The sequence below is a fragment of the Mesorhizobium sp. M7A.F.Ca.US.005.03.2.1 genome (assembly GCF_003997795.1).
GTDB lineage: Bacteria > Pseudomonadota > Alphaproteobacteria > Rhizobiales > Rhizobiaceae > Mesorhizobium > Mesorhizobium ciceri.
Genome location: NZ_RZRP01000085.1, coordinates 1 through 12,441 on the forward strand (window position 1 = coordinate 1; position 12,441 = coordinate 12,441).

14 protein-coding genes are annotated in these 12,441 nt (G+C 62.8%); 6 read left to right on the forward strand and 8 right to left on the reverse strand.

Annotated features, from left to right (window positions below; all coding sequences use genetic code 11):
* The first annotated feature begins 192 nt into the window (after positions 1 to 192).
* Positions 193 to 1,428, forward strand: coding sequence for an OpgC family protein (locus EN991_RS07415; protein ID WP_024504692.1), 1,236 nt, complete (start codon positions 193 to 195; stop codon positions 1,426 to 1,428).
* 2 nt (positions 1,429 to 1,430) lie between these two features.
* On the opposite strand, the gene EN991_RS07420 is transcribed toward EN991_RS07415, so the two are convergent.
* Positions 1,431 to 2,510, reverse strand: coding sequence for a substrate-binding domain-containing protein (locus tag EN991_RS07420; protein ID WP_127366111.1), 1,080 nt, complete (start codon positions 2,508 to 2,510; stop codon positions 1,431 to 1,433).
* Positions 2,511 to 2,592: 82 nt separating this feature from the next.
* Here EN991_RS07420 and EN991_RS39795 point away from each other — a divergent pair, with 82 nt between their 5' ends.
* Positions 2,593 to 3,021 (forward strand): hypothetical protein, encoded by a 429-nt coding sequence (locus tag EN991_RS39795; RefSeq protein WP_164753438.1) that lies wholly within the window; start codon positions 2,593 to 2,595, stop codon positions 3,019 to 3,021.
* A 32-nt stretch (positions 3,022 to 3,053) separates the two neighbouring features.
* Here EN991_RS39795 and EN991_RS07435 read toward each other — a convergent pair whose 3' ends face one another.
* Positions 3,054 to 3,428: a DUF423 domain-containing protein gene (locus EN991_RS07435; protein ID WP_027162433.1), complete on the reverse strand. Its 375-nt coding sequence runs from the start codon at positions 3,426 to 3,428 to the stop codon at positions 3,054 to 3,056.
* Positions 3,429 to 3,456: 28 nt separating this feature from the next.
* Positions 3,457 to 4,716, reverse strand: a complete 1,260-nt coding sequence (locus tag EN991_RS07440; RefSeq protein ID WP_127367173.1) for a multidrug efflux MFS transporter — start codon at positions 4,714 to 4,716, stop codon at positions 3,457 to 3,459.
* A 165-nt stretch (positions 4,717 to 4,881) separates the two neighbouring features.
* Between EN991_RS07440 and EN991_RS07445 the strand changes: the two genes are divergently transcribed.
* Both EN991_RS07445 and EN991_RS07450 read left to right on the forward strand, forming a co-directional pair.
* The gene (locus EN991_RS07445; RefSeq protein WP_024504688.1) at positions 4,882 to 5,547 is read left to right on the forward strand and encodes a GntR family transcriptional regulator; all 666 of its coding nucleotides are present in this window, start codon (positions 4,882 to 4,884) and stop codon (positions 5,545 to 5,547) included.
* Between the two features lie 113 nt (positions 5,548 to 5,660).
* The gene (locus EN991_RS07450) at positions 5,661 to 5,894 is read left to right on the forward strand and encodes a DUF982 domain-containing protein (RefSeq protein WP_244506945.1); all 234 of its coding nucleotides are present in this window, start codon (positions 5,661 to 5,663) and stop codon (positions 5,892 to 5,894) included.
* 66 nt (positions 5,895 to 5,960) lie between these two features.
* Here EN991_RS07450 and EN991_RS07455 read toward each other — a convergent pair whose 3' ends face one another.
* Both EN991_RS07455 and EN991_RS07460 read right to left on the reverse strand, forming a co-directional pair.
* On the reverse strand, positions 5,961 to 6,113 hold the full coding sequence (locus tag EN991_RS07455; protein WP_013532262.1) for a hypothetical protein: 153 nt from the start codon (positions 6,111 to 6,113) through the stop codon (positions 5,961 to 5,963).
* A 176-nt stretch (positions 6,114 to 6,289) separates the two neighbouring features.
* Entirely contained in the window at positions 6,290 to 7,333 is a 1,044-nt protein-coding gene (locus EN991_RS07460; RefSeq protein ID WP_127368483.1) for an aldo/keto reductase, read from the reverse strand.
* A 278-nt stretch (positions 7,334 to 7,611) separates the two neighbouring features.
* Between EN991_RS07460 and ppk2 the strand changes: the two genes are divergently transcribed.
* Positions 7,612 to 8,532 (forward strand): polyphosphate kinase 2, encoded by a 921-nt coding sequence (ppk2, locus tag EN991_RS07465; protein ID WP_127368484.1) that lies wholly within the window; start codon positions 7,612 to 7,614, stop codon positions 8,530 to 8,532.
* A 51-nt stretch (positions 8,533 to 8,583) separates the two neighbouring features.
* On the opposite strand, the gene EN991_RS07470 is transcribed toward ppk2, so the two are convergent.
* The 3 genes from EN991_RS07470 to EN991_RS07480 form a co-directional block, all read right to left on the reverse strand.
* On the reverse strand, positions 8,584 to 9,231 hold the full coding sequence (locus EN991_RS07470) for a dihydrofolate reductase family protein (protein ID WP_127368485.1): 648 nt from the start codon (positions 9,229 to 9,231) through the stop codon (positions 8,584 to 8,586).
* Positions 9,232 to 9,448: 217 nt separating this feature from the next.
* Complete coding sequence (gene hemB / locus EN991_RS07475) at positions 9,449 to 10,480, reverse strand: porphobilinogen synthase (RefSeq protein WP_013532258.1); 1,032 nt, start codon at positions 10,478 to 10,480, stop codon at positions 9,449 to 9,451.
* A gap of 88 nt (positions 10,481 to 10,568) precedes the next feature.
* On the reverse strand, positions 10,569 to 11,396 hold the full coding sequence (locus EN991_RS07480) for a DUF2066 domain-containing protein (RefSeq protein ID WP_127368486.1): 828 nt from the start codon (positions 11,394 to 11,396) through the stop codon (positions 10,569 to 10,571).
* A gap of 194 nt (positions 11,397 to 11,590) precedes the next feature.
* On the opposite strand from EN991_RS07480, the gene EN991_RS07485 reads away from it, so the two are divergent.
* A partial coding sequence (locus EN991_RS07485; RefSeq protein WP_127368487.1) for a 3-hydroxyisobutyryl-CoA hydrolase occupies positions 11,591 to 12,441 on the forward strand: 851 nt, incomplete at its 3' end.

Here is a 12,441-nt window from a genome sequence, read left to right on the forward strand (position 1 = left end):
CTCTTGATTATATGACGTTTCGCTCAATTTGCCGGCTTCAAAACGCAATATTTTCAAGCTCCGCGAAAGTTGATTGAACCGGGCGCATTACAGTCCGTTTCTCCGCCGATAACATCCTTCGGGAGGAATCGAAGCGGTGCGCCGGGGGTCGCATTGCCGGTATGAACAACCAGCTTTGAGGCCTTTTTGTCGATGACCACCCAGATTTCCCCGGACCGCGATGCGCGTGTCCCAGACCGCGAGGCGCGTGTCCCGGACCGCACTGAGCGCGACACGCGCATCGATGTGATCCGTGCTCTCGCCTTGTTGACCATCTATGTCGACCATGTGCCGGGTACCGCCTTCGAGTATCTGACATACAAGAATTTCGGCTTTTCGGATGCGGCGGAGGTCTTCGTGCTGATCTCGGGAATCTCGGTCGCGCTCGCCTACGGCAAGAAATTCCAGCCTGGAAACCGGCTGCTGGCAACTTTGAAGATGTTGCGCCGCGCCGGTGTGCTTTATGCCACCCACATCGTCACCACCATGGTGGTGATGGCCATTTTCTGCGCTGCGGCGGTGTTTGCCAGGCGGCCGGAGCTTTTGACGATGATCAACATCGAGCCGTTGATCAAGAATACGCCGCAGGTGCTGATCGGCATCGTGACGCTCGGCCACCAGCTCGGCTACAACAACATCCTGCCCGTCTATGCGGTGCTGCTCTTGCTGGCGCCGCTGTTCCTGCTCATTGTCAGCTATCGGCCGGTCCTGGCACTGGTGGCATCCGGCGCCCTGTGGCTGGTCGCGGGGATTTATCAGATTGCTCCGCCCAACTACCCCGAGCCCGGCTTCTGGTTTCTCAACCCGCTGTCGTGGCAGTTCCTTTTCAACATCGGCCTGGCGGGCACGCTGCATGTGCGTCGCGGCGGCACCATCCCGGTCAATCGCTGGCTGGTTGGGGCGGCCTTGGCCTACACCGTTGTGGCCCTGGTCTGGGTGCACAGCCCGCTTTGGGGGCATATCTCCTGGTTTGGCCTGCCTCCGGTGCTGACCGGTTTCGACAAGACGTTCCTGTCGCTGCCGAGGCTCCTGCATATACTCGCAGTGAGCTACCTGATCGTGGCATTCCCGGCGATCTCGAATCTGTTTCGCACCGGGCGCGATCATCCGCTTGCCATATTGGGCAAACGATCGCTGCCGGTTTTCATTGCCGGCACGGTGCTTGCAATGGCGGCGCAGGTGCTGAAGCTGATCAATCCGGGCGGATTTGCCTATGACAGCCTGTTGATATCGGCCGGCATCGTCATGCAGTTCGCGCTCGCCTACTATCTCGAATGGCTATCGGGCCTTGGCTGGTCCGCCAAAAGCAGGCCGGCTCACAGCGCCGCATCGCCCGTCCATGCTGCATCCTTCGCGATGCCGGGCATGGCGACAAGAATGGGCCGTTGAGCTCAGGTGGGCGAGGGGCCGGATGAGGCCCGCACCACGAGTTCGACCGGCAGCGATTGCCGGCTGAACGAACCATCATTTTCAAGGATCGCCTTGACGGCAAGGCGGCCCATCTCGGCGATCGGCTGGACGATCGTGGTCAGCGGCGGCTTGGAAACCGCCCCTTCCGGAACACCGTCGAAGCCGACGACAGAAACATCGCCCGGTACCGCAATGTCGTGCTGCCGCAGCCAGTCCAGCGCATGGAGCGCCATCCTGTCCGACATCGCCAGGATGGCTGTCGGCGCCTCGGCACCGGCGAAAATATGTTCGAGGCCGGCCCACACGCTCTTCTCGTCATTGACGGTCTCGTAGATCGGCACACGCTCGACGTCGATGTCGACGCGGGAGAGTTCCGCGAAATAGCCACGCAAGCGGTCCCGCGTAGCGGAGTAGAGGGCCATTTCCACCTGCTCCCTTGTGGTAGGGCCGAAGCCTGCGTCGGCACAGGGCAGGGTAAGCACGGCAAAGCGGCGATGTCCGAGTTCGGTCAGGTGGCGGGCCGCCAGGCCGGCACCGGCGATGTTGTCGACGCCGATCGCCGCGACCGCATCGTCGTCGTCCGAATCGAGATCGAGCGCCACAAAGGGGAGCTTGCGTTCACGTGCCAGTTGGACCAGCTTTGAGCCGCCATCGACACAGAAAACGATGAAGCCATCGACCAGCGCACTCTGGATGTTCCACGCCAGCTGCTCGCCATTGACGGCGGAGACCAGCGAAATCCCCGCACCGGTCGCGTCACAAGCCTGCGAGATGCTGGCCATCATCACCCGGGCAAAGGGATCGTCGAAGAAATAGGAGAGGGGTTCCGCGGTCGCGACACCGATGGCATTGACCTTGCCGGCGCGCAGCAGCCGGCCCTTGGGATCCGGTCCGCCATATCCCATGGCCTCGGCTGCCGCCTTGACCCGTTCACGGACCTCCTCGCGCACGATCTCCGGACGGGCGAAGACGTTGGACGCGGTGCCGTGCGACACGCCGGCTGCCTTGGCAATGTCCGCCAGCCGGACCGGTCTTGTCTTTGCAGAGATAAGTGGCGCCATCTTCGTCTCCTGAATTCTTCCCATTTAACACTTTCGTTGGATCGGTTCAAATTTTGGCTTGATCGAGGCTTCGATAGGGCCTATGTTTGAATCGATCCAAGGAAACGCCTGCTGGCAGAATTGGATCGATTCAACATCAAGTAGGGAGTTGTGTCATGCATCCCGTCAATTTTCTGTTCGAAGACATTTACCGCAACGACTGGAGCATCTCGTCGAACACCGCGACGCAGAAGCGCCGCGGCAAAACCAGCCCATGGGTCCGCGAGTTGCGGTTCCTTGTGGAGCGCAAGCGGAGCTGATCGGGGTCGGTTTTTCGCACCTCTCGATTGGATCGATTCAAGTGCTGAAAGGAGCGCACATCATGCATCCCGTGAGCTATCTATTTGAAGACATCTATCGCAACTATTGGGGCATCGCGCCGGCTTCCGAACGGCCGGAGCGGCATCGGTTGGCAAGGCTGCGGCGGCGCAATCGCGAATTGCTCATCAAGCCCGAGCGCCGGCAGGATTAGCCGCCACGCTCGACGTTTGGTGCCGGCGGGCGTCAGGACCGCACGCGCACCAGCGCCGAGGCAGCGATCGCCAGCCAGCCGGCAATGAGCAGCGTGCCGCCGATCGGCGCCGACAGCGGGAATAGCCGCGACCCGATGAAATCGCGGGCCAGCAGATCGCCGCAGAACAGCAGAAGCCCAACCAGCAGGATCAGGCTGCCGATGCGCAGGATCCGGTTCGCGCCAAGCAATCCGGCGGCAAGGAAGACCGGCGCATGCATCAGCAGGAACGATGCGGCGGTGCCAACGAAGGCGCCGCCGAGATGCGCCGCCGCGGCCGACAGCGCCACGCCGGCAGCACCGCAGAGGCCCCCGGCCAGGACGAGGATACGGCTGCTGTCGTCGGAAGGTCGTTCGGCTGTGCTCATGTTTGGGGCCCCGTGACGCCCAACCCCGTCAGGGCTTGCCGGGGTTGGCAAGCATGTCCTGCTCGCGGCGTGACTGTGCCAGCCAGTTATACACCGCGCCCCCAGCCATCAAGACGGATGTGCCCAGAAACACCGAGCGCATGCCGAAATGACCACCGGCAAAGCCGCCCAGCAAGGGGCCGGCGACTTGCCCGACATATTGGGCGGAGATCGACAGCCCGAGCACATTGCCGCCGACCCCATCGGGAACATTGTGGCGGATCACGCTGGTGATGCAGGGCAACAGCCCGCCCAGCGCCAGACCCATCAGGAAGCGCAGGCCGATGAGTTGCCAGCTCTGCGTGACGAAGGCCTGCGGGATCAGCAGCAGCGCCGAGACGGCAAGCGCGCCGATGATGACGTTCCAGTGGCCGACGCGGTCGGCGAGCTTGCCCAGGCGCGAGGCCGACAGGATGGCGCCAAGGGCCGCCGCCGACATGACGACGCCTGATACCAGCGTGACGCGGCTCTGGTCCTCGATGAGCTGCTGCACATAGACGGTGATGATCGGCTCGATCGACATGGTGGCGAAGCTCAACAGCATGCCGGTCGCCAGCATGGCGACAACAGGCCGTTTGTCGGGGATTTGTGACCAGCCGCCTTTCCGCTTCTGCGTCGCTGCGGCGTCTGCTGTTTTCGGCCGGGGATTCTCCTTGATCAGAAACGTGGTCGCCAGGAATGCCAGGAAGATGACACCGCCGGAGAGGAGAAAGGTGGCGCGGATGCCGATCAGCGGCGGCAGGGCGCCGCCAACCAGAGGGCCGACCAGAGCCCCGCCCGTGATGCCGGCCGACAGCAGGCCCAACGCCCAGCCGGAACGCTCCTTGGGTGTCTGCATGGCGACGAGGATGGTCGATCCCGAGGAGTAGCCGCCGGCAAAGCCGATGAGCAGCCGCAGCAGCACCAGCTGCCAGACCGTCTGCACCATGCCGGTCAGCGACATGCATATGGCCATGCCGAAGCTGGCGCGAACCAGCATCACCTTGCGGCCATAGCGGTCGCCGAGACGTCCCCAGAGCGGCGCCACCAGCGCCGCCGCGAAGAACGTCGCGCCATAGGCAATCCCCGACCATTGCACGATCGCCGCGTGACCCTCGGCACCCAGCTGCTCGATATAGAGCGGCAGGAACGGCAGAAGCAGCGTCATGGCGACAAGCGTCGAAAACGAACCGGCGAAGCACACGAACAGATTGCGCCGCCAGTGGATGTTGTAGGTGCTGTCGGTCGCCGGGGGCGTGCTCTGCTGCATGTCGTATGTCCTGTCCCAGCAACTCTTTTATCGATGCTTGCTGCGGATACCAATTTGGGATACCAAGATGGTACACGTCATGGACGCAAGCTTGGCCGCTGTCAATGCAGCCTGTCGAACGTGATCGGCAAGACGATCGCAAACGGCCAAAAGATGGAAACGACAATGTCGCAGATGCACAGCGTCGAAAAACAGCTTCGGCAGATGATCCTGGGCCTCGAGATCGGTCCCGGCGAAAAGCTGACCGAGCGCTGGATCGAGAGCCGTTTCGGTGCATCGCGAACCCCGGTCAGGGCAGCACTTCTGCGGCTCGAGACCGAGGGGCTGGTCGGCAGGGACGGGCGCGGCTGGACGGTGTCGCCGATCAATCTGGCTGAACTCGAGCAGATCGCCGTCTACAGGGAGGCGGTCGAGGTTGCGGCAGTTCGCCTGACATGCAGCCTGGCGGACCGGAGCGCCATCGATGTCATCCAGGCGATGCTCGAATCCTGCGACAACGACACGCCGCGCGAGGAATGGCATCGCGTCGGCATGGATTTTCACATCGAACTGGCGCGTCTGTCGGGCAATGAATTCCTGTTCCGGGCGGTCCGTGATGCCATGACACGCCTGTCACGGGCGCGCTGGCTGGAGGTTCGCGACGAAGCGGCCCTCAGCCGCGCCTGGGCCGAACATCGCGCCATACTGGCGGCGGCACGCCGTGGCGACGCCGATGAAGCCGCGCGCCTGCTCTCGGTCCACATCGTCGGCAGCCGCGACCGGCTGGTGACGTCGCTCGCCAACGATCGGCGCGGTCTTCGCGCCAGAGGCTTTGCCGTCGTTGCTGCTTAAGGCGGATGAAGGGGCGCAAAGCGGCGTCTGGACGTGTGCGCACTTTCGCCCTCGCTTCGCAGACGCCGATGGCGTAAGGAGCGGCGATGGAAAACAACCGATTTGAAACACCTGTGACTGTGAAGTCAGTCGCGGCGGGAAGCACTCAGCTCTTGCGCACGGCGCGTGAGGCTTCCGACTACCTCCTCAACAGCTGGCCCGGCAAGCGCAGCCCCAAGCATCGCGCGGCCCTGCAGGCCTGCCATGACGCACTCGCCGGCGACAAGCCGGCGATGAACGCCAGGCGCGCCTTCATTGCGGCGGCGCGCGAAGTGGACGTCTTTGTCAGCGACAAGGCGCCGGCCTGACACAAGGCGACATCCGAGGCGGCAATCCGGATTGAGGCACGGCCCGCATCTGCGGGCCTTTTGCCGTCACTTTGCCGTTTCGGTTTCGGCTTCAGTCTCGTCTTCGGGCTTCGAACGTTCCCTCGCTGCAACCTTGGCTGCCAGCTTCTCGGCCTTCTTGGCCGCCTTCTGGCGGTCGCGTTCCTTGCGTTCCTGATCGTAGTTTGGTGGTCGCGCCATATCGGCTCCTTTTTCACTGCCTCGCGGCTCTGGTCCTGCCTAGGAGCATTAGCCGTCAAACACAACAGCTGAAGCGATAGTGCGTCGATGATGGCCAGGCTTGCAAGATGCGCGCCGCAATGATGGGGCCACGCCCATCATTGCGGCGGCGATACCTATCGCCGTCGATTTGCCGATCAGATGCCGCTTCGGTCAATCACCAGATCGGCGGCACCAAAGCGGTCCTTTGCCGTCAGCTGCTGGTGCCAGTAGGGATAGAGCAAGGGCGGCCGGCTGACCGCGTCGAGGCGCTCGCGCTCCTCGCCCGAAAGCACCAGGCTTGCCGCCGCGATGTTGTCGAGGAACTGCGTTTCCGTCCTGCCGCCGATCACCAGGGAACTGATGGACGGCCGGCCAAGCAGCCAGGCCAGCGCCACCTGCGCTGCCGACACGCCGCGCTGCGCGCCGATCTCCACAAGCACATCGACGATCCGCCACAGCCGGTCCTCGTCGCGGATCGGTGGTTCCGACCAGCCCGCGAGTTGGCGGGCGGTGGGGCTGTCACGGCGGTATTTGCCGGACAGCAATCCGCCGGCAAGCGGGCTCCAGACCAGAACGCCCAGCCCCTGGTCGACGGAAATCGGCAGCAGTTCGTACTCCGCTTCGCGCGCTTCCAGCGTGTAGTGGATCTGCTGCGTGATGAAGCGCGGCTGATGACGGCTGTCGCTGATGCCGAGCGCCTTCATCACCTGCCAGCCGGAATAGTTGGAGCAGCCGACATAGCGGATCTTGCCCTGGGCAACCAGCGTGTCGAGCGCGCCGATGGTTTCCTCCAGCGGCGTCACGCCATCCCATTCGTGCAGGAAATAGATGTCGATGACGTCGGTCTTGAGCCGCTTCAGGCTCTTCTCGCATTCCCGGATCAGGTGATGGCGCGACAGGCCTTCATCGTTTGGACCTTTGCCGATCCGCATCCGTGCCTTGGAGGCGATCAGCACGTCGCCCTTGCGCTTGCCGCCGAGCGCTTCGCCGATGATTTCTTCGGAAATGCCGTTCGAATAGACATTGGCGGTGTCGATGACATTGATGCCGGCGTCGATACAGAGATCGATCATCCGGCGCGCTTCGTCGAGATCGGTCTTGCCAACCGCCGAAAAAGCACCGGCGCCGCCGAACGTCATGGTCCCCATGGTCAGTGTCGATACTTTCAGGCCGGAACGGCCGAGGGTGCGGTATTCCATGTCGGTCCTCGCGATTGCATTGGGAAAGGGCTGGGGAGGGCGCCCGAAAGTGGCCGCTATTTGTAGGACAATTTGGGCGACGTGTCTCCATGCCAGCGCGGCGGATCGATCATGCCTGGCTGGACCGACGGCGGCGGTGACCATGCTCGCGCTGCAATAAAACCGTCATTGCAGGCCTATATGGAAGTCGGCTCAGGTGTTGCCGTTCCCGGGCTGTAGGCCGGGAGTTTGGGGCGCCGGACGTGGATCGACAGAGCTTGCAAGTGGAGCAGCCGATAATGACCGAGCTAAAACAGAATTCTCCGGCCAGGGATTGGCTTGAAGCCGAGCTCGCCGACACGCTTGACGAAGACTATGAGCTCGAAATGTCGGAGCCGGCGCTGTCGATGGAGATCGCCAAGATCTACAAGAACTCGCATCCGCCTTCGATCGATCGCATGCAGTATTTTCGCGACCTGATCACCCTGCAGTCCGAATTGATCAAGCTGCAGTCCTGGGTCGCCCACCACAAGAAGAAGCTGGTGGTGATCTTCGAGGGACGCGATTCGGCCGGCAAGGGCGGTGTCATCAAACGCATCACCCAGCGCCTCAACCCGCGCATCTGCCGTGTCGTCGCACTGCCGGCGCCGACGGAGCGCGAAAAGTCGCAATGGTATTTCCAGCGCTATGTCCCGTATCTGCCGGCCGGCGGCGAGATCGTGCTGTTCGACCGCTCATGGTACAACCGCTCGGGCGTCGAGCGGGTGATGGGCTTTGCCCAGCCCGATCAGGTCGAAGAATTCTTCCACGACGTGCCGGAATTCGAGCGCATGCTGGTCCGCTCGGGCATCACCGTGGTCAAATACTGGTTCTCGATCACCGACGAGGAACAGCAGATGCGCTTCCTGATGCGCATCCACGATCCGATGAAACAGTGGAAACTGTCGCCGATGGACCTGCAGTCGCGCGTGCGCTGGGAGCAGTACACCAAGGCCAAGGAAGAGACCTTCGCCCGCACCAACATCCCGGAAGCGCCCTGGTTCATCGTCGAGGGCAACGACAAGAAACGCGCGCGGCTGAACTGCATCGACCATCTGCTCAAGCAGCTGCCTTACGAGGAAGTGCCGCACGAGGAGATCACTTTGCCGGAGCGCGTCTTCAACCCCGAATACGAACGCCAGGTGCTGCCGCGCGAGCTCTACGTACCGGAGAAGTATTGAGGCAGACGAAGCTGCGATCTCCCCCACGAGGGGGGAGATTGGCTCTCCACCTTACGCCCGCTTGATGGTGACGTGCGTTGCGAGCGGGGTCGCCACCTGCTCGCTGCAGATATAGCCGAGCTTGAGCATGTCCAGGCCGGCAAAAAGGTTCTCGCCCGTGCCCAGCAGCACCGGCGCGATCGCCAGATGCATCTCGTCGATCAGTTTTTCCTGCAGATATTGCCGTATGGTGGCGACGCCGCCGCCGACCCGCACATCCTTGCCGCCAGCGGCAGCCTTGGCCTGTTCAAGAGCTGAATGGATGCCGTCGATGACGAAGTGGAAAGTGGTGCCGCCCTCCATCGTGATCGGTTCCCGCTTGTGATGGGTCAGCACGAAAACCGGCACATGATAGGGCGGGTTGTCGCCCCACCAGCCTTTCCAGCTGTCGTCAGGCCATTCGCCGCGGATCGGTCCGAACATGTTGCGGCCGAGGATCCAGGCGCCGACATTTTCGAAGCTGCGCGCCGCGAACGCCTCGTTGACGTCGGTGGTGCCGCCATCTTGTCCGAGCACCATCTCGCGGAAGGTGCGGGTGTCGACAAACCACTTGTGCAAGGATTCCCCACCGACGCCGAGCGGATTTTGCAGATCCTGATCGGGACCGGCGCCATAGCCGTCGAGCGATAGGGTGAAAGCGTTGACGCGAAGTTTGGACATGCGAGCCTCCTCGATAACCGATTGTGTTTTGCAAGCAGTTTTTTGTAACAAACCGATTGTGAATTGCAAGCGGTATTTTCAAGCTCAAACGAAGCCCACGCAACGGTCAAGTGGCCCTCGCTATGGATTCCCCGGCCAAGAGCCGGAAATTGGTATGGATGTCGAAGCGGATTGGCCGACATTGCTCGCCGCGACCGGCCGTCGTCGCGAAGAGAAATTACCCCTTCAACATCTCCGCCACTTCGGGTGCGAAATAGGTCAGGATGCCGTCGCAGCCGGCGCGCTTGAAGGCGAGCAGCGATTCCAGCATTGCCTTCTCGCCGTCGATCCAGCCATTGGCGCCTGCCGCCTTGATCATCGAATATTCGCCTGACACCTGGTAGGCGAAGGTCGGCATCTGGAACTCGTCCTTCAGCCGCCGGATGATGTCGAGATAGGGCAGGCCGGGCTTGACCATCAGCATGTCGGCGCCCTCGGCGATGTCCTGTTCGGCCTCTCTCACCGCCTCGTCCGAATTGGCATGGTCGATGTAATAGGTCTTCTTGTCGCCCTTGAGCAGACCGGCGGTGCCCACCGCCTCGCGATAGGGTCCGTAGAAGGCCGAGGCGAATTTGGTCGCATAGGACATGATCGCCACGTCCTGAAAACCATTGGCATCGAGCGCGTCGCGGATGGCGCCGATGCGACCGTCCATCATGTCGGACGGTGCGATGATGTCGGCGCCGGCGGCCGCCTGGATGACTGCAGCGGCGGTCACCTGTTCCACTGTCTCGTCGTTGACGATGATGCCGTCGCGCAGGATGCCGTCATGGCCGTGGCTGGTGAATGGGTCGAGCGCTGCGTCGGTGATGATGCCGATCTGCGGTACCGCATCCTTGATCGCACGGGTGGCGCGGTTGATCACATTGTCGGGATCGAGGATGTGCGAGCCGGTCTGGTCGCGCAGCGAGATGTCCACATTGGGGAAGGTGGCGAGGGCGGGAATGCCGAGTTTTGCCGCGCGCTCTGCCTCCTTGACGGCGAGATCGATCGACAGGCGGAAGACGCCGGGCATGGCGGCGATAGGCTCGCGGATACCCTTGCCCTCGACGACGAAGATCGGCCAGATCAAATCGTCGACCGTGAGCCGGTTCTCCTGCACCAGACGGCGCGACCAGTCGGCCTTGCGCATGCGGCGCAGACGGCGGCTGCCGGTGATCTCGTCGACGCCGCGCGCGCCGGCGGGCTTTGCGGGGGTGAATTTGTTCATCGCCAGTACTCTCGTTCGGGCAGGCTTTTACCACGAGCTCCCGCCGCTGACCAATGCGGCACGATTGTGCCAGCGACCGGGTCGAGGCCTATTCGGGTTGCCCATTGCCTGACAGAATCTGTGCCGCGCCCCTGATGGCGACACGGAAAGCCTCGTCGAAGCCGACACCGCGCACCTGCCAGACGTAGGTCTTGCCGGCCATGACCAGCCGCCAGTCGGCGATCCAGCCCAGTTCCTTGTCGCTCCAGACGAGGCTGCCGTAAAGCGCCTGGTCGGCGCCGGCCCTCTTCGCCAGTGTGTCGAGCTTCGTCATCTCGGCATTGCGAAGCGCCTGATCGTCCAATCCGGCCTGCGACAGCTGCGCCACCGTGGGAAAAGTCACCTGCATGGCCAGCGGTACGGCGGCATTGCCGAACGATTCGCGCATCAGCATGCCACGGTCGTCCTCGGCATCGAGCGCGTAATGCGTTGTTCCGCGCTCGGTCGCCAAAAACACCGCCAGCCGTGGCCGCTCGGTCAGCCACGGCCTGCTGCCGAGCGAAGCCAGCACCGGGTCGATGTCAGCAGGCTTGTACTGGCAGTAGAGATTATGAGGCCGATCGTACGTGCCCTGGTCGTCATGGTTGGGAATGCCTTCCATGCGGTCGCGATAGTGGAAACTGGCGACGAAGGTGCCGGCTTTGTCGCGCAATGCCGTCATTTCAGGTTTCGCCGGCAGGCGCTGATCGCCGGAAACCCGCACCAGAACCGCGTCGAGGCAGCGCTTGAAGCCGGACTGGCGGTTCTTCTCGTACTTGCCGTTGACGATGGTCTGCGAGCTGTAGAGGTCTTCCAAAGTCCCCGCCATGACCGGGTGAACAGCCAAGCAGAGGCTCAGCCCGATTGCCACCGGCGCAAGGTGCGAAAATCGAGTCATAAACAATCGTCCCGTTCGAAGACCCACCAGGTACGCTGCAATGAACTCTACCCAGTTTTCCGTATTGCAGCTCCATTTTTAGCACTGGCTCCTGGTCCGGGCCAGAGCTTGCACCGGTGTCCTCGCCATTGACGCACCCATGCGCCACGCTTTAGCACTTCAGTCCCGGCGGCCGGGAGAGGGATTCTTTCACGATGGATTTTGGCGGAGGCGACGAGATCCGCTTCGAACATCTGGGCCGGGCCGGCGTCGTCACCTTGACGCGGCCGCAGGCGCTCAATGCCTTGACGCACCGCATGATCGGGGCGCTCGACGCCGCTCTTTCCGCCTGGGAGGCCGACCAGGGCATCGACGTCATCGTCGTCAAGGCAGAGGGCAGGGCCTTTTCGGCCGGCGGCGATATCCTGCATGTCTATGAGACAGGTCGGGCGGGAAAACCGCCGGTCGAGTTCTTCGCCGACGAATACCGGCTCAACGCCCGCATCAACAGCTACAAGAAGCCCTATGTCGCCCTGATCGACGGTATCGTCATGGGTGGCGGCGTCGGCATCTCCTTCCACGGCTCGCACCGGGTGATGACCGAGAATGCCCAGTTTGCCATGCCGGAAGTCGGCATCGGCTTCTTTCCGGATGTTGGCGCCAGCCACCTGCTGCCCGATCTCGGCGGCTCCTTCGGCATGTATCTGGCGCTGACCGGCAATCGCATTCGATATGGCGATGCGCTGTGGTCTGGGCTGGCCACCCATACCATCAAGGCCGAGGACCAGGCTGGCTTCCTCGACCGGCTGGCGTTGACCGGCGATCCGGAATCGGTGCTGCGCGGCTTCTTCGTGCAGGCAAGGCGAGAAACCGACAGGCCGACGCTGGAGGCGATTGTCCGTCATTTTTCGCAACCGTCCCTGAACCGCGTCATCGACAGCCTCGAGCGTGCGGCCGCCGCCGATGAGTTCGCGGCAAAGACGCTGGCGACGATCCGCACCCGCTCGCCGACTAGCCTGCGCGTCGCCTGGCGGCAGATCAGCGCCGGACTGACGCTGTCCATGGA

Excerpts from the sequence above, each read along its gene's own strand:
- EN991_RS07440 (WP_127367173.1), bottom strand. The coding sequence starts at position 4,716 with ATGCAGCAGAGCACGCCCCCGGCGACCGACAGCACCTACAACATCCAC.
- EN991_RS07460 (WP_127368483.1), bottom strand. The coding sequence starts at position 7,333 with ATGGAATACCGCACCCTCGGCCGTTCCGGCCTGAAAGTATCGACACTG.
- EN991_RS39795 (WP_164753438.1), top strand. The coding sequence starts at position 2,593 with ATGTTTGAATCGATCCAAGGAAACGCCTGCTGGCAGAATTGGATCGAT.
- ppk2 (WP_127368484.1), top strand. The coding sequence starts at position 7,612 with ATGACCGAGCTAAAACAGAATTCTCCGGCCAGGGATTGGCTTGAAGCC.
- EN991_RS07470 (WP_127368485.1), bottom strand. The coding sequence starts at position 9,231 with ATGTCCAAACTTCGCGTCAACGCTTTCACCCTATCGCTCGACGGCTAT.
- EN991_RS07455 (WP_013532262.1), bottom strand. The coding sequence starts at position 6,113 with ATGGCGCGACCACCAAACTACGATCAGGAACGCAAGGAACGCGACCGC.
- EN991_RS07420 (WP_127366111.1), bottom strand. The coding sequence starts at position 2,510 with ATGGCGCCACTTATCTCTGCAAAGACAAGACCGGTCCGGCTGGCGGAC.
- EN991_RS07480 (WP_127368486.1), bottom strand. The coding sequence starts at position 11,396 with ATGACTCGATTTTCGCACCTTGCGCCGGTGGCAATCGGGCTGAGCCTC.
- hemB (WP_013532258.1), bottom strand. The coding sequence starts at position 10,480 with ATGAACAAATTCACCCCCGCAAAGCCCGCCGGCGCGCGCGGCGTCGAC.
- EN991_RS07435 (WP_027162433.1), bottom strand. The coding sequence starts at position 3,428 with ATGAGCACAGCCGAACGACCTTCCGACGACAGCAGCCGTATCCTCGTC.
- EN991_RS07415 (WP_024504692.1), top strand. The coding sequence starts at position 193 with ATGACCACCCAGATTTCCCCGGACCGCGATGCGCGTGTCCCAGACCGC.
- EN991_RS07445 (WP_024504688.1), top strand. The coding sequence starts at position 4,882 with ATGTCGCAGATGCACAGCGTCGAAAAACAGCTTCGGCAGATGATCCTG.